Origin of the sequence: Streptococcus jiangnanensis (genome assembly GCF_040888325.1) — a bacterium.
Classification (GTDB): domain Bacteria; phylum Bacillota; class Bacilli; order Lactobacillales; family Streptococcaceae; genus Streptococcus; species Streptococcus jiangnanensis.
On sequence record NZ_JBFNFF010000003.1, the window covers coordinates 96,800 to 119,871 of the forward strand.

Below are 23,072 nucleotides of genomic sequence, written 5' to 3' on the forward strand. Positions count from 1 at the left end.
AATCGTTGATATAGAACTTAATTTCGTTGTGAATAATAAAGTAATTTTTACCTTCTACTCTTTCGGCTTTGAAAATACTTCTACTCGCTGTGCTAGGACTTTGATTTCTACAGGTAGGTTATCCGATTTATCGCCGTCAACATCTGACTCCAATTCACTATCTGAAGAGATCTTAATATTACGCGCTCTGATATACTCAATGTTATCATTGCCGACAACATCTCCTTTTAGTAAATCAGGAATGACGGATAATTTTGAGAATATAGAAGCATCTTTTAGAATCAAAATATTGGCATAGCCATCTTTATCTTCTTCAAAGATTTTCTTATCAGCGAAGTAATTTGTCAAGAGAACCAAAACATGACTAGCTTCACCAACATAATTTCCATTTTCTGTCTCAACCTTAATATTAAAGACCTGATCCGTCATGACAGACTTCATGGTATTTACAGCATAGGCAAGGATACCAAATTTTGTCTTGTCCTCAATTTCAACATTGTGAATTGCCTCAGGCAGAGAACCGATACTAAAGATATAGCCAAAATAGTTATCATTTGCTTTACCGATATCAATCTTGTTGGTTAAGTTAAAATCGAGTTCATCTATCGCGCCATCGATGTCTTGATTGATTTCCAAAAGTTTTGTAATGAGGTTACCCGTACCGCCTGGGATAATACCCAACTTAGGAACGTATTCTCTCTCAGCAATACCTGAAATAACTTCATTGACAGTCCCATCTCCACCAAAACATACCACTGCATCATACTGATCACGAGACGCTTCTTCAGCAAAGTGTGTTGCGTCTAAGGCTTTTTCGGTAATTTTTGTTTCCACATGCTCAAAATAATCTTTGGCTTTATTCTCCAGCTTGACCTTATAATCCAAAGCCTTTTCCCCACCAGAGGTAGGGTTGATAATTAACATTGCTTTTTTCATTGATTTTCTCCTTAATATTCGTTTGAAACCTTTATATTTCATTATATGAAACTAAATGTACCCCTATTATACAATGAAAATACAGAAAAGAGAAATCTGACGTACTGGAGATTAATACGCTTTTATTTTCCCATCTAATGACTACATCCTTTAAGGGTTCATCCAAGTAAGAAATGGCCTTATCCTTTATCCAATCAGGAATACCATAAGCTGCCTCTGCCACCAAGTGAGATGGCGTTTCTACTTACAATAGTCTTTTATTTTTTCAGCATATTCAGTCAAAAGATTTTTTGAATAAATTTTTTCATTACTTGAATTTCTAACTTCTTTCCAAAGGATGGAAGCTACTTTTAGTTTATTCGAGTAATTGTGACTATTTTCGTCTGCACAGAAATCCTTTAGAAATTGGTTCCATTGACAAACCGAATGATCATACTTGGCATAATCTGAATTTCCATGATAAACTTTTAGCATATCCTGTATTGTGAAACTCAAATCATTGTCGCTTTTTACTTTTCTCCAAGCAGTCGCCATATCGGCAGTAAATTTAAAGGGCGAAACATCTGTTAAAGTTGAGAAATATTCTCTAAAGTGTGCGTTAAAGGAGAATCCACATTCAAGTAAGGGCGTATCTAAGGTAACGACTTCTACTCGTTTCTTTTTCCTTTTTACTGTTGATTTTTTAATCAATTTCCCCTTAAAGTACTGCTTAATAATATCATTGAGTTCCTGTTTTGTACCTCTATATTCAAGCCCTAATGACTTGCATATCTGTGAAAGTTCATCCCGATACCAATAGTATTTGCTAAACTCATCAAACGATGCGATTTTATCAAACTCAGGTCTGCTCTCTATCAATATAATGCCTCCTTAAAAACAGTTTAGGTTTTCATTTCTAAATAATGGAGTTTTAGTTTCTTTATTCTGAGGATTAGCTACGTTTCGCTAACAAACTCACACACTCAGCGGTTCGGACTTACCGTATCACCCGTGAAAAAACAATCCTCACGAAATAAAGGAAAATCCTTCGTTTTAATATTGTTCCATTCATAAACTGAACCCACAATATCTCCCACAATTGCTCCTAGCATCAGATTCCTCCTTATGACATATCAGATTCATTACACATTTCCAATGGTTCACTCTTTAAAAATGGTGCCACCAAATCAATCCACTCTTGAGGCAGGTAAGCTGACAAATAGCCGTGATTATAGCCCTTTGCTTCATACAAAATCGTATTCGGATGTAGCTGCTGAAATAATTTCGCTGATTCTTTCACACAGTTCAATTCTTTTTCACCATAGATATACAGAACCTGAGCCTTGCTAGCAAAAATCATATTTTTCAGCTTGTAACATCCCATATAGCTTTTGTAAATGGTCACCAATGTTTTGACAGGCGTCCTTGGCAAATCCTCTAAATAATAAACTTTTATTTCCTCTGGATAAGCCAGTTTTGGATAGAGTTTATTCATCATGCTTAACTGAAGTTTGCAAGAGAATTTATTGAACATCAGTTTACCAAATAGAGACACTAGAAAGATGCTGATTTTAGCTAACCTTGGTTGAGGAATACAGAGGCTTCCATCTATGATGGCCTTCTCAGCAATTTCACTGTCTAAAGACAAAAGCTCCATGGCAATTTGACCACCAAGTGAAACACCACCGATTGCAAACAATTTCCCACCACAGTTTGCTTTGATATAGTCTAGAATCTCCAAAGCAGAATCTTCAGTAGAAACATAATCAAGTTGATATTCCTCGCCGTGGCCATTCAAATTGGGTAGAATAATACGGTATTCTTTTGACAAGATTCGTGCTTGACGAAGATAATTCCACCAAGAACTGCCACCACCATGTATCAGTAAAATAGGAGGCAAATTCTTATCACCAAATTCATGGAATTTCATGTTTAAACTCCTTACTGTAGAACTTTCACTAGATAAATACTTGTTAAATCAGTTTGAACAAGCAGTGATGCCTCATCAAATAGAAAAGTCTCTAACATTGATTATCTAGAATGACCACACGTTACTTTCAATAATGGATATCCTGATCTAAATTTTAGAATGTTGTTTCCTTACTAATTCTATTACTCGCCAATATAGTATAAATCAAATAACCAATAAAAATGATAATAAAAATAAGATTAATTTTTAACACAAAATAGAGATTTAACAAATTTGCGAACGCATGAAATAATATACAGTATCCCACAGATTTCGTTTGACGGTAAAGAAGCCCTAAAACAAAACTTAAAAATAATGTATATATAAAAAATAAAATAAAAGGAAATCCTTGATGACTTTCTTCAACTATAAACCATAAAGGCAGATGCCAAATTCCCCAGATTGAACCTACAATCAAATTAGATTGCCAATAAGTATATTTTTTATCAAGTAAAGGTTGTAGTATACCTCTCCATCCTAACTCTTCATGTCCGCCACCAAAAAAAATTAATTGAATAAAGAATAGTGGCATCAGATAAATGGATACTCCGTTTAATTCTAAGGAAGATACAGAGAATAGTATCAAAATTGCTAACAAATGAATAATGAAATAAATTCTACTATTTTCTTTCTTACTAAATACAAAATGTTTAAATTTTATATTATTCCTTTTCAAATAAAAGCCACTTGCAATAGCTGGTCCAAGTGCACCAACTATATGTAATATTCTTCCTATAAATGTCTCTAATCCCAAAATATAAGATTGTGTAAATATGGCAAGAAGCCCCCAAGCTATATAAGTAATTCCAAATGTAAAACAAAGATAATTTTTTAAATTCTTTTTGTCAATTTCTGTCATTTTATCTTCCTAATCCTGATTATTCTATGTATAATATTTTTACTGCTTCTTAGTTGCTCTCGATTATAACTACCTATATTCTATCATAAAAACACAAAAAAGCCTTACAATCAAGGCTTTTCATTATTCATTTCGTCAATACTTTAGTTTCGTAAATTCAGATTAGCATGATTAAAACTAGTCAATTTTCTCTATGATATTTCCAAGTTTATCTAATACAAGACAGGAATGATCATTTAGTGGAATTATGGGAACATTAACGAGTTCTTCAGCTCTATCCTTATTTGCTTTATCATTCCATGAATCATAATGGACACCAATTAAAAACTGACTAAAAAGTCCCAACCCATTTTTAATCTTTATCTGATGATCTGAATTATCATTAGGTGAAACATAGACTTTTTTTCCTAATAATAGGGCTCCTGCAGAAAATCCCATAACTTTTACCCCTTTATTCAGCATACGATCGATATAATTTTTGAACTCCTGATTGACATAAGTAGCTAGATACTTTTCCGTATTTCCACCACCGATAATAATTAGATCAGCATCTAGATAGCTACCAAAATTAATCTGCTCAATGTCCAAGAGTAAGTAATCAGTGTTTAGGTTAGAAAAATGACTTTGGAAAACTTCTGTGTACTTTTTCATATACGGTTGCCAATTTTCTCGATAAACTGTAAAAATGAGTATTCTTTCGATCTTCCTTGATGACACAATTTTATTAACAATCGTATAGTTCTTTATCGGCGGATTTCCACCCATCAAAAAAATTTGTTCGTCCAATCTTTCACACTTCCTAAAGATACATAAATTTTGACCACGTTCTGAAATTATAATATCTTCTTAAAATGAATAATTCTATTTGCCTCCTGAAATCCAATATTGAGATGAAATCTTATAGAATCCTTATTCGTTAAAGTACAGTCACTTGCAAATTCCTTACATCCTTTATTTTTCGCCCATTCCTCACATTTTGTACAGAGATTTTTAGCAATATCCTTTAAACGATATTCCTCGTCGACAATAATCCCTTCTAAAAATCCAACAGGACTATATTTACAACCTTCAACATAATCAAATCTGAGTGAACATAGTGCTAGACCTACAATTGTGTCACCTTTAACTTCAGTAAAGATTGCAGTATTTTTGCCATTCGTATATCTTTTTACTTCATCAAAAGCTTCTTTATCGGTCAATTGGGGCCATAATTGTTTCATTAGTTTAGCCGTTTTTATAGAATCTTTTGTTATTCCATCCATATTGATGTTCCTCCGCAAATTACAAGCAAATGTTTCGAATCACGCTGTTACTTTGTTACTCATTGATTGATACCAATACCATCCACTTCTACTTTTCGACTGTCTCAGATCGGAAGAGCAGAGCCACGCACTCAGCGGTTCGCTGTTACCGTATCGTTTAGTCGTAAACTCCTTACTCTACGACGTCTATCCCATGGGCAGAACATCTGCTCCTACTTCGCTGATGCCTCAGCTTGTACAAGCAGTGATACAGCCTCAACATGGTGCGTTTGTGGAACTCAAAAGGTTCGGGGAGTTCAAAGCTCCAGTGGAGCTTTGAAGCCTTCTTGCCTTAAAATGAAAAAGTTAGAGGATTAACTACGTTTCTCTAACAAGCTTACACACTCGACGTGTGCTGAGAGCTTTCTTCTATACTAATAGACGAAAGGGTGTGAAAATGATTTTTAAATGATACTGTGGAACGGAACAGTAGCCCTAGTATTGACTACTGTCGTTTCTATTCATATTGGCTATTCTAGGACTGAGATGAAAAAATCTATAAATGCTCAGAATAAAATTGAACCCGCAAATCTCCCCAAAACAATGGTGAGTCATGTACTTGTATTATTCCGAAAAAATACACCTCTGGTGCAGTGAGACAAATTGGTGTATCTTATAGTGGCTTCGTAGATGAAAGCTATACTCTACTATCACTCTTTGATGATGTAGAACAAATTGAAAAAGATAATAGACTTCAGACAGCTATTGATGTTGTCAGAGAACAGTTTGGTTTTTTAGCCATACAAAAAGGAACCGTCCTAACTGAAGGTTCCAGAAATATTGAACGCAGTAAACTTATCGGTGGTCATTCCGCGGGTGGATTGGAGGGATTAAAATGAAACAAGAAAAAAATACAGTACAATTTTCAGAAATCCGTAGCAAAGGATGTAATGATATTGAAATGCTTGAAAGATTTTTACATGGAATCGTTGAAACAGCAACTTCAAAACTTCGTCAGAGAAAACTCAAAACAACTGAAATATCGATACGACTAGTACATGCTAAATCTGAAAACCGATTACCATTGGAATTTACATTTAGCATTAAGCCAACAAGCTCATCTGTGATAATCTATACTGAGGTAATCAATCGCTTTAAAGAATGTTACACAGGTGGGGGAATTCAAGGTTTTACGATTCAATTTGATAAAAATACCCTTGCCTCTGCATAGAAAGGATTTGATATGATTGACCGTTCATATTTACCATTTCAATCAGCAAGAGAGTACCAGGATACAAAGATGCAAAAATGGATGGGCTTTTTCCTATCTGAACATGCATCAGCACTCTCTGATGATACAAACAAAGTAACGTACATGTCTGACTTATCACTAGAGAAGAAATTATTACTCCTCAGTCAAGTATACGCCGGGCAGCTACGCACACGCATTCAAGTGATTGAAAAAAACAAGCGTGTTTCCTACACTGGAACAATACCAAGTCTGACCAAAGATTTCATTTTGATAAAAACTACAACAGGTCACATCAATTTGAAATTAAAAGACATTATTAGTATTGAACTTGTCGAGGAGGTGCTCTATGAATCAGCTTGAGTTTCAGCGTAATCACCTACAAATGGACTATTATAGCGAGAGCTACCAAGATTTTGAACGTGACTTCTACCGCTACTCTAACATGAATATTCCATTGACCTTCCTAACTGATGATATCCTAAAAACAATGGCGACTTCACGTAAGAATTACTTTGTCCTCAATAAGGAAAAGTCCAGAGATAACCGCGATCACTTCTTCATATTTGAAGTAAGTACCGTAGATGAGAATCCGCTAATCTATCATTATACATATAAGAAAACTACAATATATTTAGCAGAAAAATAGGAGCAGTTCAATTGACTGTTCCTATTTTTAATATTCATAAAATCTAAAGTCTTTATACTCTTTAACAATGGAGTCGCCAACCAGAACAGACTATACTGACCAGCGACTACCTTAAATTTAATGTTTCAGATTTATTTTCTTATCTCTAATTTCATAAACTACATCTGCTACATTTTCGAGTAATCGTTTATCGTGGGTGATAAACACGATAGTTCCGGTGTACTCCTTCATTAGTATTTCCAAAGCCTCTAAACTTGGTATGTCAAGGAAGTTACTGGGTTCATCCATTATTAGGATGTTATATCTACCCATGAGCATTTTAGCAAGCAACAATTTTATAATTTCTCCACCGCTTAAAACAGATAAACTTTTTCCAATATCGTTCTGTTTGAACCCCATAGATGCTAGCACTGAACGAATTTCTGATATATTGTAGTCACAATCCTTCTGCATAAACTCCATAACATTCTGATTACTGTTGTACTTGTAACCATTCTGTGCAAAGTAACCTATTTTTGCCTTAGGCGAAATAGAAATTCCTTCTTCATGGTTTAAGATCATTTGGATTAAAGTTGTTTTTCCGATTCCATTACCACCAGTTAACGCCACTTTTGCTCCTAACGGAATTTGAAAAGATGCATTTTCAAACAGAGCCTTATCCCCAAATACTTTATTAATTTCTGCACCGACTATAGGGTATGGATTATGGAGCTCCAATGCTTTACTTTGCCTGAAACGAATTCTGCGAATGCCTTCCGGAGCTTCTACTTTTCCTAAGGCCGCAATCCTGTGCTCTAGGGTTTTAGCAGCATTATACATCTTTTTTTCCTTACTTCCTATTGATTTTTGATGAGCTAAACGCCCTCCGTCTTCAGTACTTTTTTTCTTTGAAGAACCTTTTGCCTTCTGTTCTATTTTACGAGCCTGTTTTCGCTTTTCCTCCGCAGCCCTTTCCAATCGGGCACGTTCCGCAATAAATTGTTCGTATTCTGCAGCTTGGCTCTTACGTTCTTCCTCTTTCTGACGAAGATAATCAGAATAGTTTCCCCAATACTCAGTGATTTTGCCATCTTTCAGTTCCCATATTTTATCTACTATTTCATCAAGAAAATAGCGGTCATGGCTAATAACTAACAGTGCACCTGTAAAATATTTTAGCTGTCCTATTAGAAAATCAATTCCTTCACGGTCTAAATGGCTCGTAGGTTCATCCGCTAAAATACCATGAACCTGTGCCGATAAGGCCTGTGCTATTTTAAGCCTTGTTTCTTCACCACCGCTCATAGTCTGTATATTTAATTGCTCAACACCTAGCTTGCCTACAAGTGCAAAATCTTTTTCCTCCTGCAGAGTTACTTCGTCCAACTGGGGAATATAGGCAAGTTCACCCAGACGATTCATTTTACATCCTGGGGGAGTTAATTCTCCTAAAAGTACCCTGAGTAAAGTGCTTTTTCCAGCACCATTTGCTCCTACTAAACCAATACGGTCATAATCATATACTTCTAATTCATTTATATCTAAAACATCGCGTCCTTTGAATTCCACACGAATGTCTTTTGCTTTTAATATTAATTCCATAACATTTCCTCCTGTCTATAATCGCATGCTTTCATTTGCTTGTATGCAGGGAAAACCCTGCGATTTTAGCAGGAAGAGTTACATGAAAATAAGATACATAAATATTCCTCCAATATTGTTTATTTTAAATCTAATTTTCTAACCTCAGTTATCATTTGGCAAACTATAGCAATGCCAATAATTAAAATACCTGATAGTAAAAACCAATGATTTACACCGATTTTATCAGCAAAGAATCCAGAAAGAATTAACCCAATTGGCATAGCAAGTGACATGATACTTCCGATCAAAGAAAATACACGTCCTAAATATTCAGGCTTAATTTTCTCCTGAAAAAGAGCTGTTTGCACACCGCTATAAAATGGCACCGAAAGCCCCATTATTGCACAGCAAACTACGAATATTACAAATCCATTTGGAGGAAGTATTCCCGAAACGGCTAAACTGGTCCCCATTATAAAAAATGAACTTGTTATTAGTAATACATGCTTTTCGAAGCCCCCTAATCTTCCTAATAATAAGCCTCCTGCTAGCATCCCAAATGCAAAGGAAATTTCCGTAATAGAAATATGCACAGGCGTTCCATTAAAGTGTTCCATGCTTATTAAAGGAAATAGTGCATTGATTGGCATATAAACAAAAGTATATAGTGTTCCTAAGAGTAATAAGGCAAACAATCCTTTGTTTTGTCTCAGAACCACAACTCCTTCTTTCATCTCCCTTATGAAATTTGGTTCTAAACTTTGCACTTGATTACCCAGCTTAGGTATACGTACAATTGCTACCGTAATAGATGCAATCACAGCACCCAATACGTCGATGGCAATAATAGCATTTAAATCCCAAACGGAGTATAAGAGTGCTGCAACTGCCGGACTAACAATATAGCTTATAGACTGCAAAGACTGACTATAGCCTGCGCATTTCGTTAGCTGTTCTTCTGGTACTAAAAGTGGTGTAACCGCATTGAGTGCTGGGGTATGAAAAGCTGTTCCAATGCTACGGATAAACAATACTATCATAATCATCCAGACAGGTAGCTCCATACAGAATGCAACAATAGCAAGCACTGCACCAGCTGCTGCGATAATTAAATCGGCACCAATCATTATCTTCTTCCTATCATGACGATCCACTAGCACACCAATGGCAGGTCCCAAAATCGCATAGGGTAAAAAACCTACTAATGAAGCCATAGACAAGACCATCGCAGATCCTGTTTTTTCTGTAAGGTAAAAAATAATCGCCATTTGCAGGATGGCACTAGTGATTAATGATACTGCTTGCCCTGCCCATATTGCATAAAATTTTCGTTTCCAATTGTTGTATTTTTCCATTTATATTATCTCCTGCATATTATTTTGCTTGAATTTCTATTTTGAATAGCATTCTAGGCAATAAAAAATGCAGGCCAAACCCCACAATGTGGCTTTTGGTCTGCATACATACAATTTGGAAACATTCATATTAAAGACATAGTTAAATAAAGGTATAGTTAAATAACCAATATCCTCACCGTAACTAATGAATGCTCAATATCGTATAAATAAGCACAACAAAAAAGCCTATCATCGGGTATAGATTCTGCTTTTTTTATTGCCAGCTTATCTTAAACGCATTGAGGCTGTCATAGTTTCGGTTCCTCCTACATCTTTGTTTATATCAATTTATAGTATAACACAACAAGATGATATGTTCAATATAAAAGTTATGGAATGAGACTCATACTTCCAATTCGATGCCAGATTTAAAGGATATGACGAAGTTTTCTTCATAGACTGTAACGCTCTGGATTATCTTCCTTAGTAGCAAGCGATTAGCTTTCACAAAATCTTCTGTTTGTAGTTTTAAAAATTCATCAGGATTTTCTAACTCAACCTCAAAATATTTCATTTTACATTCCCTCATTTCATTTATTGATAAATTGAGTTTGCAAAAAAGAGTGGACAATTTTTGTCTACTCTTAACCTTTAAAATAGTTTTTTTTAATCGATTTGAAGTTGCCTAAATTATTACTTATTCGGTAAAATGAAGTATTGCTTTCAACAGATTTCCTTCAACTACACTTCACTTGATTCAAACAAGGTGGGTACATTTCTATTCCCACAAACTCCTTGTCAATGGAAACAAACACGTACCCACAGGGTAAATGGAAATAGAAACTGATAATTTCTAGCTATCACTTCTACTCATTCCAAAAATTTTCTCACTCTGATACTTACCCACCATAAAGCAAAAAGCCTTGTAATCAAGGCTTTCATTATCCCTTTCGTTCAAAGGTTTCTAAGCTTTTACGAGCAGAGCGACACACTCAGCGGTTCGCTATCTCCGTTCTGTCTGCGTGCTAGCACTTGTCAATCACGGACAGCTATCGCATGGGCGGAAGTAAATGCTAATCTTCGTCGTTTTACTCCTTGACTAGCAAACTTACCGCCTCAACATGGTGCGTCTGTGGAAACAGATCCACCGGTTGTACTTTCTTCAGTTCATAACCAAACTCTTGGTAGAGTTTGATGTCACGCGCCATGGTTGCGACATTGCAAGAGATATAGGCAATGCGGTCTGCTCCTGTTTGAGCACTTGCCTTGATAAAGCTTTCGGTCAAGCCCTTGCGTGGTGGGTCAACCAAGATAACGGTTGGTTGGATACCTTCCTTGAGCCAGTTCTTCATGGCATTTTCAGCTGTGTCGCAGACATAGTGGGCATTTGTGATATTGTTTAATGTAGCATTCTTCTGGCTATTCTCTACTGCTTCTGGGATAACCTCCACTCCATAGACTTCCTTAACATGTTTCGCAACGGACAATCCAATCGTTCCAATACCAGAATAAGCGTCAATCACCACATCATCTTCTCTTAACTCCGCAAAGTCAATAGCTGTTTGATAAAGTTTCTCTGCCATTTCTGTATTGACCTGGTAAAAGGCTGGCCCAGATATTTGAAAGTCATTTCCCAACATCTGGTCCGTAATATAGTCTTGACCATAAAGAGTCTTCCACTCCTTGCCAAAAATCGCATTGGTATTTCGGTCGTTGATATTTTGCATGACAGACACAATCTCTGGGAACTGCTTGATAAGTTGTTCAATCAATTGCTCCACTCGGAAAATTTTAGGACGTGTAGTCACTAAGATAACCATGATTTGTCCGGAATAGTGCCCGCGACGCACCACAAGATTCCGAATCAAGCCAGACTGTTCCTTTTCATCATAAGGTTTCAAATCATAGCGACGAAGCAAATCTCGAAGAACTACCACAACTTGGTCAATGACAGGATCCTGGATGAAGAAATCTTCAAGGGGCATAAGGTCGTGCGAATTTTTACGGAAAAAACCAGTTTCCAGGACACCATTCACTCGACGAACGGGCACCTGGGCCTTATTTCGATACTTGACAGGATTCTCCATACCAAGTGTTTCAGAAACCTCTACATCTCTAATGCAAGCAATCTTGTAGAGACTGTCTTTGACTTGTTTGGTTTTAAAATTGAGCTGCTCTGGATAGGCAAGATGCCCCAAATCAGCGATACCTGAGCGTAGATAAGCTAGGTCAAGGTCTTGGTTACGATGCGGAGAATGTGTAAGGTATTCTTCAACTTTCCCGTAGCCAATCTTTTTATTGACCTTAAGGACTCGCATGAGGATTTTCTCAGTTGGTAGAGCATTTTCTACAAAGAAAACCAAACCTTCTACCTTAGCAACTCCAGCACCTTCATGGGTCAAATCGACAATTTCAACTTCTACAATATCATTTTTCTTTAGCATATTTTTCACTTTCTATCGGCCGACAAAAAAAGACGGCAACATTTCTGTTACCATCTATTATATCATGAAATGACCTAAGCACCAAAACTCTTGAAAAAGTTGACAATCGCTTGCCAAAGGGAGCTAAAGAAATTGCCCCCGTCTTCTAGCGCTTTATTGGCATCAAAGTTGAGGTTGATATTTTTAAAGCTATCTCCAGCTTGAGAGACAATGCTTTCCTTGAGGTCATTTAGGGTTTTAGTGAAATCAGCATTGTTCAAAATGTCACTCTTTGAGAGGTTAAGTGCAAAATTGATGATGATATTGACCTGGTTTCCTGTTATAACCTGATCGAGTTTGTAGTTTTTTAGCGTGTCTTCAACGATTTTGCGGACATCTTTTTCTGTCAGATTGCCTTTGGCTTCTTTTGCCTTTGCGATTCCAGCCTTGATATCTGCCAAAGCAACATTGAGTTTATTAGCATCGTAGCCTGATTTGTCCTTGTTTTCAGCATTGATATCAGATAAGGCTTTTAACTCTTCTTGAGCCAAGTCTTTATTGGCTTGTGGTACTTTAGCACCATTGGCCTCTAACGAGTAGTAAATCCCTGCTAGGGCACTCTCACCAGTAACGGGAATAGGAGCTGCAACTGTGATTTTTGCATGCTCCACTCCCAGCGTCACTGCTGCGTTACGGTACATATCCTGCGTCACCTTGGTGATATTTTCAGGCGTTTCAATCTTGACTTCTAGAGGTGACTTGTCACCTAGTTTTTGAATCTTGGCTGATGAATAGAGCTGTAGGCTAGCATCATTAGCCACATTCATAATTTTCGAATAGATATCCGGTGTCATTGTTTTGATATCTTTGGTGTCTTTTGAAGCGTCATAGCCAAGTTTGCTAAGAGTTTGATTTTTCTGGTCTTCAGATAGAGAAGAACCTAGAACATATTCAGGTTGTACATAGGTTTCATCGATTACTTTTTGAACATCGGTTGCTGCGTGGACACTCGTCATAGCTGTTGCGGCCCACAATACTGCAGCACTTGTTAGAAAGAATTTCTTTCTCATGGGATATTCCCTCCTTTACCTTTCTAGGGTAATAAAACAATCTTAAAGAAAACTTATAGTGAAAAACACCTGGTCAAACCAGATGTTTAGAAGAAATTAAAGAATTTCATGATATAGAGATTAAAGCGAACCTGTCTCGAGTAGTAATAATTTCCACCATTTTCATAGAGTTCGGCTCCGTGAAAGATAGAAATAGGGTTGATATAGGTGTAGGTCTTTCCAGTAGTATTGCCAAGGATTGGAGCGACCGTTTCTCGGGAGTAACGTTTGGCTAGTGCCAGAGTATTTTCCTTGCCATTCTGAGCGATAAAGTCGATATAGGCAGGCCCAAAATTATAGGCTTGAACGGCGGTCCAGACATCTACTCCTTTGCTCTGTGCCAAATAGAGGTTATCTGTTAGTGTCTGTATCCCTTGGCGAATACTAGAGGCATCGTCTTTGATGGTATTGGTAGCGCCACTAGCAGACTCACTAGACTGCATGACATCCCGCTCTTTTCCCTTAGTTTCGGTATAAATCATGGCGAGCACCAACTCTTCATTGGCTGGAGTATCTCTTTCGCTCAAGATTTCTCGCACCATGGGTTGGTAGGTCATGACTTGTTTAACATCCTGGTGGATATGATAAGCTTTGTATCCTGCGAAAAGGAAGACTGCTAGCACAAGCACTCTTCTTATAAATTTAAACATTATTTACTTTGAATATCCTCGATATTTTTGATTAAGATAGAATAGGTTCCATTGTCATTTTGGATAAACTCAACAGACTCGGCGTCTTGATAGACGTTATTAGGAACGATGAGTTCAATTCCATTTGACAAGGAAAGCTTTTGGTTTTCAAATTTCTTGAGCTGACGACTGGCATCAATTTCATCAAACTGGACTGGTTCTGGTACGGCTTCCTTGACCTGGTCGATAAAGCTCAAACGAGCTGTCAGATTGTTGTCAAAAAGGTCATTAGCCAATTTCTCAGGAGACAGTTCGTTGCTTTCTTCAAGATTGTTGAAAATCGCTGATTTGACCTTGGATTGGAATTGAAAATCATCTGTGTTAAAGGACTCTGCAATTCTCTGAGCCGTTTTTTCCAATTCCTTGATGGATTTCTTTGGTGAAATCTTGGGAGCAACAGCTAGGAGATTTTCTGAAAAATAATTCAAGAAAGTCCCATTGTACTTGATGCGTTTTTCGATGAGATGATACTTGCGACTTTGAAGATTGACCACCAAGGCCTCGTCAGCTCCCGTTCCAAATCCAGGAAGGTTATTCTGAGTTAGCTTGATTGGATTATCAACTTCTCCACCGAGGTGGGTCAAGGTCTCACGTAGAGCAATTCGCAAGAAAGCGAAATGTTCAACGCCTTCTTTAGAAAACTGAACAAAAACCAAGTCATTGGTCTTGAGATTTTCAGAAATGCTAAACTCCTCTTTCCAGAGATTAGCCAGTGTTACTGATGTCTCCAATAAATCGTCCGTGATGTGATTGAAGAAGGGATTTTCTTCTTCGAAAATCCCAGTCTTAGCTTCATCTGAATACACGCGTTCGATTTTTTTGCGTAGGTATTCCTCGATTTTTGGAGTGATATTGAGAAACTTATCCGCTAGAAACAACTCAGTATCGTCTGGGCTGAACTGATGGATAATAGCTTTCTTAATATAAATGTCCATAAAAGTATTAGTCCTCGTATAGTGGGAAGGCATTTGTTAATGCTTTGACTTCACTTCTCACTTCTTCTAAGACAGCCTCATTTTCTGCATTTTTAAGAGTTTTAATGATAAGTTCAGCCACTTTACGGCTTTCTTCTTCACCAAATCCACGTGCAGTGATGGCTGCTGCTCCGATACGAATCCCACTTGTCTTGAATGGTGACAAGGTTTCGTATGGAATTGAGTTTTTATTTAGGGTAATATTAACCTCATCCAGCAAGTTTTGAGCAACTTTTCCGTTTTCTACAACCTTAGTCACATCCACTAGGAAGAGGTGATTTTCAGTACCACCTGAGATGATACGGAAATCAGGATCTTGCAAGAAGACTTCAACCATAGCCTTGCTGTTTTTGATGACATTAGCAGCATATTCCTTGAAGGCTGGATCCAAAACTTCTTTGAAGGAAACCGCCTTAGCAGCGACAACATGCTCCAAAGGACCACCTTGAATACCAGGGAAAATAGCTGAGTTGATTTTCTTAGCTAGGTCCTCATCATTTGTCAAAATCAAACCACCACGCGGTCCACGAAGGGTTTTGTGGGTCGTTGTTGTAGTGATATGAGCGTATGGCACTGGGCTTGGGTGAAGTCCGGCTGCCACCAAACCAGCGATATGGGCCATATCGACCATAAGCTTAGCCCCAACAGCATCTGCGATTTCACGGAATTTTGAGAAGTCGATAATTTGAGAATAGGCTGAAGCACCCGCTACGATTAGTTTTGGTTTTACTTCTTGGGCTTGTTTCAAGATAGCATCAAAGTCCAAGAGTTCTGTTTCAGGATCCACACTATAAGAAACAAAGTTGTAGGTTTGACCAGAGAAGCTAACTGGAGCTCCGTGGGTCAAGTGTCCACCTGCTGCCAAATCCATCCCCATAACGGTATCACCTGGCTCAATCAAGGCCATGTAAGCCGCACAGTTGGCTTGGCTTCCTGAGTGAGGTTGGACATTGGCGAATTTAGCACCGAAAATTTCTTTTGCACGTTCAATAGCTAAAGTTTCTACCACGTCTACTACATCAGTTCCACCATAATAACGGCGTCCTGGGTAACCCTCGGCATATTTGTTTGTCAAGATAGACCCTTGAGCTGCCATAACAGCCTTGGAAACAACGTTTTCCGAAGCAATCAACTCGATATTGTTTTGTTGGCGTTCTTCTTCTTTGGCAATAGCATTCCATAGATCAGCATCGTATGCTTTAAAATCGTCTTTATCAAAAATCATAGGTCTTCTCCTTTATAGTGTGACTGGTCCTTTAGTTTAAGAAATTATACTAAAAGATGCGAATAAACCGTTTCTGCACTTTATCACAAGTATAACCAACTTTTTCATAAAATGCATGAGCTCCCAGACGATGATCAGCAGAGTTTAAGCGGATAAACCCATAACCCCGTCTTTTTGCTTCTTGATCCAACCCTTGCAGTAAGCTTTTACCGATACCTCGTCCTTGTGCTTGAGGCGAAACTGCTAAGCCTAAAATATTAAATCCTGCTTTGGAATAGAGGGATTCATAAACTTCAGCATGGACATATCCAAGTAGGACATGGCTGACCTCATCCTCATAGCCAAGTAGGAAATGATGAGAATCCTGAGACAGTCTAGCTAGTTGACTAGCTGTGTCCTCTGGACTAAAAGAATAGCCCAAAGCCTCTTGGTTAATCTCACATATAGCATTCACATCTGTTTCTTGCAAATCTCTTAGCATCTCATTCCTCCTCAAAAGAAATCTCTGGCAACTGTGCAAGAATATCTTCTCGCTTAATCGCCCCCTGGCGTAAGATTTTCACCTTGTCTCCAGACAAATCCAAAATCGTCGAATCCTGTCCAGTTAGAAAAGCGTCGTCCTCCAGCCCCAAAACCTCTTGGTCAAAATCCTCTAGAATTTGAGCAAAGGTCACGCCACTCGCCTGACCCGAGATATTGGCAGACGGCCCAATCAAAGGACCTGTCTCTCGAATCAAATCAAGTGTAATGGGGTGACTCGGCATCCGAAATCCGACAGTTGCAAGACCAGAGTTGACCCAATAGGGAACTCGGTCATTGGCTTCGAGGATAATGGTCAAGGGACCCGGTAAAAAGGCCTCTACAAGCTTTTGTAGATAAGTTGGCTGATTCTTTGAAAAGTGCAAGATGTCCTCTAGAAAAGCGACATTAAGATTGAGTGCCTTATCTCTAGGACGACGTTTGAGTTTGTAAACATGGTCGACAGCTTTTTTGTCTAAGGCCTTAGCAAAGAGACCATAAACTGTCTCTGTAGGCAAAACAACAGCCCCGCCCTTTTCTAACTCTTGTCTAATCCTGTCCATCATCAACTACAACCATCCTATCTTGACCAAATTGGTCCTTGAGTGTTCGTATTCGTTTTTCAGGAAGATATTTCCTAAAAAGCGCAGGAACACTTTGACCTTGCTTGTATCCAATTTCAAGGTAAATCTTACCACCATCTGTGAGATAGTCTTTTGCATCTTCCGCAATTCTGCGATAAATAGCTAGGCCATCCTCATCTGCAAAGAGAGCTAGATGAGGTTCTGAATGCAAAACATTCAAACCGACCTCTGACTCATCTTCACGAGAGATATAGGGTGGATTGGATACAATTATATCATATTTTTCAGAAATTTCTGCAAAACAATCAGATTTTTTAAAAAATATATTAAGATTTTGATTGCTAGCATTCTCTGATGCAAGCTCTAAGGCATCTTGGGAAATATCTGCTGCTGTCACTGACCAATCTGGTCTGTTTTTAGCTAATCCAAGAGCTATGGCTCCACTTCCAGTCCCGATATCTAGGACCTTAAGATTTTCCTCAGGATTTTCAGCTAGGATAAGTTCCACCAACTCTTCTGTTTCTGGACGAGGAATCAAAACCCGCTCATCCACTTTTAACTGCATCCCAAAGAAATCTGCGTGACCAATGATATACTGAGCTGGTTTATGGGACGCTAACTTCTGGAAAATTTCTTCTACAAATTGTTTTTCGGCCTCTGTTACCTCTTGCTGGAGGGCAAAGACAAAGTCTGTAAAAGAGAGATTTTTGAGGCTACGATAGACAAAAGAGAGGCTTTCTGCTTCCTCTCCTTGTCTTATCAACTCTTCTTCAAAATCTGAAAATAATTGAGCTAATTTCATTATTTGTTTAATTCTTCTAATTTTTGTGTTTGGTCATAAAGAACCAAGGCATCCACAACTTCATCCAATTTACCAGATAAAATGGTATCTAGTTTTTGGAGGGTCAAGCCAATACGGTGGTCTGTGACACGGTTTTGTGGAAAGTTATAAGTACGAATCCGTTCTGAACGGTCACCAGTACCGATTGTTGACTTACGTTCAGCGTCTTGTTCATCCTGAGCAATTTGTGCAAAGTGGTCAGCAACACGCGCACGGATGATTTTCATGGCTTTCTCACGGTTCTTCTGCTGGGTACGTTCTTCCTGCATTTCAACCTTGATATTGGTTGGCAAGTGAACGATACGAACGGCAGTCGCAACCTTATTGACATTCTGTCCACCAGCACCAGATGCGTGGTAGATATCAACACGAAGGTCTTTTGGATCAATATCGTATTCTACTTCTTCCACTTCAGGCATGACAAGAACTGTGGCAGTTGATGTATGGACACGGCCTTGGCTTTCTGTCACAGGGACACGTTGCACACGGTGGGCACCAGACTCATATTTGAGTTTAGAGTATACAGACTGACCTGAAACCATAGCAACCACTTCCTTGAAACCACCGACACCATTCATAGAAGCTTCCATGACTTCAAAGCGCCAGCCTTGGGCTTCCGCATACTTTTGGTACATAGTTAGAAGGTCTCCGGCGAAAAGTGCCGCTTCGTCACCACCAGCCGCTCCACGGATTTCAAGGATGATGTTCTTGTCGTCATTAGGATCTTTTGGAAGGAGCAAAATTTTCAATTTTTCTTCATACTCTTCTTTTTCAACCTTGGCATCTTTGAGCTCTTGCTTGGCCATTTCTTCCAAGTCCGCATCTCCACCTGATTCCTTAATCATTTCTTCAGCATCGACGATGTTTTGAAGGACTTGTTTGTACTCACGGTAGGCTGTTACTGTGTCACGAGTTGAAGCCTCTTCTTTTGAAAGCTCCATGAAACGTTTGGTGTCTGAAACGACATCAGGGTCACTCAGCAATTCTCCTAATTCTTCATATCGGTCTTCTACAGCTTGTAGTTGATCATAGATGTTCATTTTTTCTCCTTATTTCTCAATTGTTAAATCATAGATTGCTACTACTTCGTTCTCAAATATTTCCCCAGTTTCTTTAAATCCATAACTGAGGTAACAAGATCTTGCATGTTCATTTTCTGGATCATAAGACAACCAAAGTTTATTGCCTAAACCTGCTGGCGCTGTCCGAACATAGTCCAGCACTTTATCCATAATTGGTTTAAAATATCCTTGATTTTGAAAATTCTTATCAATCATAAAACGAAATAGTAAATAATTTTTACTACTAATTCCGATCTTTTTATCATAAGCTATCATCACAAAACCTATAATTGCATTATTATCATAAACTGCCAATGGAGCTACAAAATCTCCATTTTTAGTATAGACATATGCTTCAGCTAAACTAATTGCGTTGGTTGCAATGAATTGTTTTTGATATTCCTTGACATCCAAATTCAAAACATCAAAATAATTTCCCATTGTAACATCTCTTAGTTCAATTGTCATAGTTTTGCTCCTTATTAGATACTATCATTGGCGCAAAATAATGTTTACGGCAGACTGAGATATAGGTTTCATTTCCACCGATCTGAATTTGTTCGCCATCATAGACTGGTACACCATCGTGCGTGCGCAACACCATGGTCGCCTTTTTCTTACAATACTGACAGATGGTCTTGATTTCGTCAATCTTGTCTGCTAAGAGCAAGAGGTATTTTGAACCTTCGAACAATTCATTGCGAAAGTCATTCTTCAAACCAAAAGCCATGACAGGTATGTCTAACTCATCAACAACACGAGCTAGGTCGTAAACATGGTGACGCTTGAGAAACTGGGCCTCATCGACTAGCACACAGTATGGTTTCTCAGGTAAGTCTCGGATATAGCCGAAGATATCCGTCGTTTCCTCAATCGCAATGGCTGAGCGTTTCATGCCGATTCGGCTCGACACATAGCCAACACCGTCACGCGTATCCAGAGCAGAAGTCATAATCACAACTCCCTTTCCTTGCTCCTCGTAGTTATAGGCCACCTTGAGAATCTCAATCGTCTTACCAGAGTTCATGGTCCCATAACGATAATACAACTGTGCCATGCTATTATTTCACGTCCATTTCTAAATTTTTGCTACATTCTAGTATATCATAATTTTCTGAAGCTTTAAACGGCAAAATGTGGTAAAATAGAAGAAATCAAAAACTAGTGGAGGAAGCTATTATGCCATTTGTACGCATCGATTTATTTGAAGGTCGCACGCTCGAGCAAAAGAAAGCTCTTGCTAAGGAAGTAACGGAAGCTGTTGTCCGCAACACTGGAGCCCCTCAATCAGCCGTTCATGTCATCATCAACGACATGCCAGAAGGAACCTACTTCCCTCAAGGGGAAATGCGCACCAAATAAACCAGCTTAAGCAGAATTGCTTAGGCTTTTTCAATCTCCAAGTAGCATCCATTGAAGAAATAGTCTAATTTTGTTACAATTTGAAGAGATGCTTGGATACCTATCCTAAGAAAAGAAATACAAAAGGAATTAGTATGATTACACGTGAATTTGATACCATCGCTGCTATCTCTACTCCACTAGGTGAAGGAGCCATTGGTATTGTCCGCTTGAGCGGAACTGACAGTTTTGCCATTGCGCAAAAGATTTTTAAAGGAAAAGACTTGAGCAAGGTTGCAAGCCATACCCTCAACTACGGTCACATTATTGACCCGCAGACAGGGAAGGTCATGGACGAAGTTATGGTTGGAGCAATGAAGTCTCCAAAGACCTTCACTCGTGAGGATATTATCGAGATTAACACTCACGGTGGGATTGCGGTGACCAATGAGATTCTCCAACTAGCTATCCGTGAAGGAGCTCGGTTGGCAGAACCTGGTGAATTTACCAAACGCGCCTTTCTAAACGGTCGCGTGGACTTGACACAGGCTGAGGCAGTGATGGACATCATCCGTGCTAAGACAGATAAGGCCATGAATATTGCAGTCAAACAATTGGACGGTTCTCTTTCTGACCTCATTAATAATACTCGCCAAGAAATCCTCAATACACTTGCCCAAGTTGAGGTCAATATCGACTATCCTGAGTATGACGATGTTGAGGAAGCCACTACTGCAGTCGTCCGTGAGAAAACTATGGAGTTTGAGCAATTGCTAACCAATCTCCTTAAAACAGCTCGTCGCGGTAAGATACTTCGTGAGGGAATTTCAACTGCCATCATCGGACGCCCCAACGTTGGTAAATCCAGCCTCCTCAACAATCTCCTTCGTGAGGACAAGGCCATCGTTACAGATATCGCTGGTACTACCCGTGATGTCATCGAAGAATACGTCAACATCAACGGTGTACCTCTCAAATTGATTGATACAGCCGGTATCCGGGAAACAGATGATATCGTGGAACAAATCGGTGTCGAACGTTCTAGAAAAGCCCTCAAGGAAGCTGACTTGGTACTACTAGTACTAAATGCCAGTGAACCACTGACCGCCCAAGATCGCCAACTCTTAGAAATCAGCCAAGATACCAACCGCATTATTCTACTTAATAAAACTGATCTGCCTGAAGCGATTGAAACTTCGGAACTACCTGAAGATGTCATCCGTATTTCAGTTCTTAAAAACCAAAACATTGATAAGATTGAGGATAGAATCAACGACCTCTTCTTTGAAAATGCTGGTTTGGTCGAGCAAGATGCTACTTACCTATCTAATGCCCGTCATATTTCCTTGATTGAGAAGGCCGTTGAAAGCCTACAAGCAGTTAATGAAGGGCTGGAACTGGGGATGCCAGTTGATTTGCTTCAAGTTGACTTGACCCGTACTTGGGAAATTCTCGGTGAAATCACTGGAGATGCCGCACCTGATGAACTCATCACCCAACTCTTTAGCCAATTCTGTTTAGGAAAATAAGCAAAATCCATGATCGTTCTTGCGGTCATGGATTTTATTGTCTTTATTAGTAATCTGGTCTAAGGACACCTGTTACGGTTGCCTTAGTCGCTTCGTAGTCGCCATCTACGACAACTTTGATAATGCGTTTGGCATCTTCTTCTGGTGCTGGAACAAGAGGTAGACGAGTTGGTCCAGCTTCAAATCCCATATAGTTCAAAACTGCCTTAACTGGAGCAGGACTTGGATAAGAGAAGAGGGCATTGACCTTAGGAATGAATTTACGCTGAATAGCTGCAGCTTTCTTCATGTCGCTTTCTGCAATGGCAGTAAACATTTCGTGCATTTCGTCCCCATTTGTATGAGAGGCAACAGAAATAACCCCGTCCGCACCAAGGTTCATGGCATGGAAAGCATCTCCGTCCTCACCAGTATAGACCAAGAACTCTTCTGTCTTGTGTTCAATCAAGTAAGCCATATTAGCCAAGCTGGTACATTCTTTAACACCGATAATATTTGGGTGGTCTGCCAAACGAAGCATAGTTTCTGGAGTCAATTCGACAACCACGCGCCCTGGAATGTTATAAATGATAATAGGTAAATCTGATGCATCTGCAATAGCTTTAAAGTGCTGGTACATCCCTTCTTGAGAAGGTTTGTTGTAGTATGGTACGATAGCAAGTCCAGCAGCGAAGCCACCAAAGTCTGCGACTTCTTTGACAAATTCAATCGAGTCACGTGTATCATTGGTACCTACTCCCGCAATCAAAGGAACGCGTCCATTGACAATCTTTTGTACAGCCGCAAAGAGTTCCAACTCTTCATCGTGAGTCAAAGTTGGACTCTCAGCAGTCGTTCCAGCTAGAAGAATTCCATCTGTATGATGGGCCAACAAATGCTCAATCAAGGCTGGAATAGCATCAAAGTTGATGGAACCATCTTCATGGAAAGGGGTAATAAAGGCCGTGATGATTTTACACTCTTTTAAATCTTGATAAGACATGAGAAACACCTCT

The 23,072-nt window shown here is 38.8% G+C and carries 28 protein-coding genes and 1 pseudogene; 6 read left to right on the plus strand and 23 right to left on the minus strand.

The features are described from left to right. Window positions 1-54 precede the first annotated feature (54 nt). From AB2B49_RS04930 to aac(6'), 8 genes and pseudogenes are all read right to left on the minus strand, one after another. On the minus strand, window positions 55-936 hold the full coding sequence (locus tag AB2B49_RS04930) for a diacylglycerol/lipid kinase family protein (protein ID WP_070697141.1): 882 nt from the start codon (window positions 934-936) through the stop codon (window positions 55-57). A 121-nt stretch (window positions 937-1,057) separates the two neighbouring features. Then, window positions 1,058-1,159 (minus strand): annotated as a pseudogene (locus AB2B49_RS04935) (hydrolase); the annotation flags it as partial. A gap of 17 nt (window positions 1,160-1,176) precedes the next feature. Further along, on the minus strand, window positions 1,177-1,794 hold the full coding sequence (locus AB2B49_RS04940) for an SAP domain-containing protein (RefSeq protein ID WP_070697138.1): 618 nt from the start codon (window positions 1,792-1,794) through the stop codon (window positions 1,177-1,179). Window positions 1,795-1,898: 104 nt separating this feature from the next. Then, on the minus strand, window positions 1,899-2,027 hold the full coding sequence (locus tag AB2B49_RS04945) for a hypothetical protein (RefSeq protein ID WP_000900072.1): 129 nt from the start codon (window positions 2,025-2,027) through the stop codon (window positions 1,899-1,901). Between the two features lie 11 nt (window positions 2,028-2,038). After that, entirely contained in the window at window positions 2,039-2,845 is an 807-nt protein-coding gene (locus AB2B49_RS04950) for an alpha/beta fold hydrolase (RefSeq protein ID WP_000668463.1), read from the minus strand. A 154-nt stretch (window positions 2,846-2,999) separates the two neighbouring features. Beyond that, entirely contained in the window at window positions 3,000-3,743 is a 744-nt protein-coding gene (locus tag AB2B49_RS04955; RefSeq protein WP_009730128.1) for a CPBP family intramembrane glutamic endopeptidase, read from the minus strand. 177 nt (window positions 3,744-3,920) lie between these two features. Further along, complete coding sequence (locus tag AB2B49_RS04960; RefSeq protein ID WP_320691964.1) at window positions 3,921-4,529, minus strand: Type 1 glutamine amidotransferase-like domain-containing protein; 609 nt, start codon at window positions 4,527-4,529, stop codon at window positions 3,921-3,923. A gap of 47 nt (window positions 4,530-4,576) precedes the next feature. Further along, window positions 4,577-5,005: an aminoglycoside 6'-N-acetyltransferase gene (gene aac(6') / locus AB2B49_RS04965; protein WP_320691965.1), complete on the minus strand. Its 429-nt coding sequence runs from the start codon at window positions 5,003-5,005 to the stop codon at window positions 4,577-4,579. 632 nt (window positions 5,006-5,637) lie between these two features. On the opposite strand from aac(6'), the gene AB2B49_RS04970 reads away from it, so the two are divergent. Genes AB2B49_RS04970 through AB2B49_RS04985 form a run of 4 tightly spaced genes read left to right on the plus strand, consistent with a single transcriptional unit; the run spans window position 5,638 to window position 6,882 of the window. After that, window positions 5,638-5,883, plus strand: coding sequence for a hypothetical protein (locus AB2B49_RS04970; protein ID WP_001813542.1), 246 nt, complete (start codon window positions 5,638-5,640; stop codon window positions 5,881-5,883). Next, entirely contained in the window at window positions 5,880-6,215 is a 336-nt protein-coding gene (locus tag AB2B49_RS04975) for a DinB/UmuC family translesion DNA polymerase (protein WP_000806926.1), read from the plus strand. The genes AB2B49_RS04970 and AB2B49_RS04975 overlap by 4 nt, the downstream gene beginning before the upstream one ends. A gap of 12 nt (window positions 6,216-6,227) precedes the next feature. Beyond that, window positions 6,228-6,596 carry a hypothetical protein gene (locus AB2B49_RS04980; RefSeq protein WP_000567222.1) on the plus strand — a complete coding sequence of 123 codons (369 nt, stop codon included), beginning with the start codon at window positions 6,228-6,230 and terminating at the stop codon, window positions 6,594-6,596. Then, on the plus strand, window positions 6,583-6,882 hold the full coding sequence (locus AB2B49_RS04985) for a DUF5960 family protein (protein WP_001072467.1): 300 nt from the start codon (window positions 6,583-6,585) through the stop codon (window positions 6,880-6,882). Before AB2B49_RS04980 ends, AB2B49_RS04985 begins: the two co-directional genes overlap by 14 nt. A gap of 117 nt (window positions 6,883-6,999) precedes the next feature. Here the strand turns inward: AB2B49_RS04985 and msr(D) are convergent, their stop codons facing one another. The 14 genes from msr(D) to AB2B49_RS05055 form a co-directional block, all read right to left on the minus strand. Further along, on the minus strand, window positions 7,000-8,463 hold the full coding sequence (msr(D), locus tag AB2B49_RS04990; protein ID WP_000420313.1) for an ABC-F type ribosomal protection protein Msr(D): 1,464 nt from the start codon (window positions 8,461-8,463) through the stop codon (window positions 7,000-7,002). A 119-nt stretch (window positions 8,464-8,582) separates the two neighbouring features. Next, window positions 8,583-9,800, minus strand: coding sequence for a macrolide efflux MFS transporter Mef(A) (gene mef(A), locus AB2B49_RS04995; protein WP_000417519.1), 1,218 nt, complete (start codon window positions 9,798-9,800; stop codon window positions 8,583-8,585). A 385-nt stretch (window positions 9,801-10,185) separates the two neighbouring features. After that, on the minus strand, window positions 10,186-10,356 hold the full coding sequence (locus AB2B49_RS05000; protein WP_000873143.1) for a hypothetical protein: 171 nt from the start codon (window positions 10,354-10,356) through the stop codon (window positions 10,186-10,188). A 514-nt stretch (window positions 10,357-10,870) separates the two neighbouring features. Then, complete coding sequence (gene rlmD / locus AB2B49_RS05005) at window positions 10,871-12,226, minus strand: 23S rRNA (uracil(1939)-C(5))-methyltransferase RlmD (RefSeq protein WP_320691966.1); 1,356 nt, start codon at window positions 12,224-12,226, stop codon at window positions 10,871-10,873. Between the two features lie 74 nt (window positions 12,227-12,300). Further along, window positions 12,301-13,275 carry a DUF1002 domain-containing protein gene (locus tag AB2B49_RS05010; protein WP_125418060.1) on the minus strand — a complete coding sequence of 325 codons (975 nt, stop codon included), beginning with the start codon at window positions 13,273-13,275 and terminating at the stop codon, window positions 12,301-12,303. 86 nt (window positions 13,276-13,361) lie between these two features. Then, window positions 13,362-13,964: a lysozyme family protein gene (locus AB2B49_RS05015; protein WP_002893258.1), complete on the minus strand. Its 603-nt coding sequence runs from the start codon at window positions 13,962-13,964 to the stop codon at window positions 13,362-13,364. Next, entirely contained in the window at window positions 13,964-14,938 is a 975-nt protein-coding gene (locus AB2B49_RS05020) for a nucleoid-associated protein (RefSeq protein ID WP_000356115.1), read from the minus strand. Before AB2B49_RS05020 ends, AB2B49_RS05015 begins: the two co-directional genes overlap by 1 nt. 7 nt (window positions 14,939-14,945) lie before the next feature. After that, window positions 14,946-16,202, minus strand: a complete 1,257-nt coding sequence (gene glyA, locus AB2B49_RS05025) for a serine hydroxymethyltransferase (RefSeq protein WP_000575496.1) — start codon at window positions 16,200-16,202, stop codon at window positions 14,946-14,948. A gap of 49 nt (window positions 16,203-16,251) precedes the next feature. Beyond that, window positions 16,252-16,683, minus strand: coding sequence for a GNAT family N-acetyltransferase (locus tag AB2B49_RS05030; protein ID WP_044020823.1), 432 nt, complete (start codon window positions 16,681-16,683; stop codon window positions 16,252-16,254). Between the two features lies 1 nt (window position 16,684). Continuing rightward, window positions 16,685-17,287: an L-threonylcarbamoyladenylate synthase gene (locus AB2B49_RS05035; RefSeq protein WP_320691967.1), complete on the minus strand. Its 603-nt coding sequence runs from the start codon at window positions 17,285-17,287 to the stop codon at window positions 16,685-16,687. Beyond that, window positions 17,271-18,107, minus strand: coding sequence for a peptide chain release factor N(5)-glutamine methyltransferase (gene prmC, locus AB2B49_RS05040; protein WP_320691968.1), 837 nt, complete (start codon window positions 18,105-18,107; stop codon window positions 17,271-17,273). The genes AB2B49_RS05035 and prmC overlap by 17 nt, the downstream gene beginning before the upstream one ends. Beyond that, on the minus strand, window positions 18,107-19,186 hold the full coding sequence (gene prfA, locus AB2B49_RS05045) for a peptide chain release factor 1 (RefSeq protein ID WP_007521855.1): 1,080 nt from the start codon (window positions 19,184-19,186) through the stop codon (window positions 18,107-18,109). Before prfA ends, prmC begins: the two co-directional genes overlap by 1 nt. A 9-nt stretch (window positions 19,187-19,195) precedes the next feature. Beyond that, complete coding sequence (locus tag AB2B49_RS05050; protein ID WP_042768066.1) at window positions 19,196-19,675, minus strand: GNAT family N-acetyltransferase; 480 nt, start codon at window positions 19,673-19,675, stop codon at window positions 19,196-19,198. Next, window positions 19,665-20,264 carry a thymidine kinase gene (locus AB2B49_RS05055; RefSeq protein WP_320691969.1) on the minus strand — a complete coding sequence of 200 codons (600 nt, stop codon included), beginning with the start codon at window positions 20,262-20,264 and terminating at the stop codon, window positions 19,665-19,667. Before AB2B49_RS05055 ends, AB2B49_RS05050 begins: the two co-directional genes overlap by 11 nt. A 122-nt stretch (window positions 20,265-20,386) precedes the next feature. Here AB2B49_RS05055 and AB2B49_RS05060 point away from each other — a divergent pair, with 122 nt between their 5' ends. Both AB2B49_RS05060 and mnmE read left to right on the plus strand, forming a co-directional pair. Beyond that, a complete protein-coding gene (locus AB2B49_RS05060; RefSeq protein WP_001117401.1) occupies window positions 20,387-20,569 on the plus strand; it encodes a 4-oxalocrotonate tautomerase in 183 nt (60 codons plus the stop codon). 134 nt (window positions 20,570-20,703) lie between these two features. Then, on the plus strand, window positions 20,704-22,077 hold the full coding sequence (gene mnmE / locus AB2B49_RS05065; RefSeq protein ID WP_320691970.1) for a tRNA uridine-5-carboxymethylaminomethyl(34) synthesis GTPase MnmE: 1,374 nt from the start codon (window positions 20,704-20,706) through the stop codon (window positions 22,075-22,077). Window positions 22,078-22,123: 46 nt separating this feature from the next. Here mnmE and dapA read toward each other — a convergent pair whose 3' ends face one another. Beyond that, complete coding sequence (gene dapA, locus AB2B49_RS05070; RefSeq protein ID WP_320691971.1) at window positions 22,124-23,059, minus strand: 4-hydroxy-tetrahydrodipicolinate synthase; 936 nt, start codon at window positions 23,057-23,059, stop codon at window positions 22,124-22,126. Window positions 23,060-23,072: the final 13 nt, after the last annotated feature.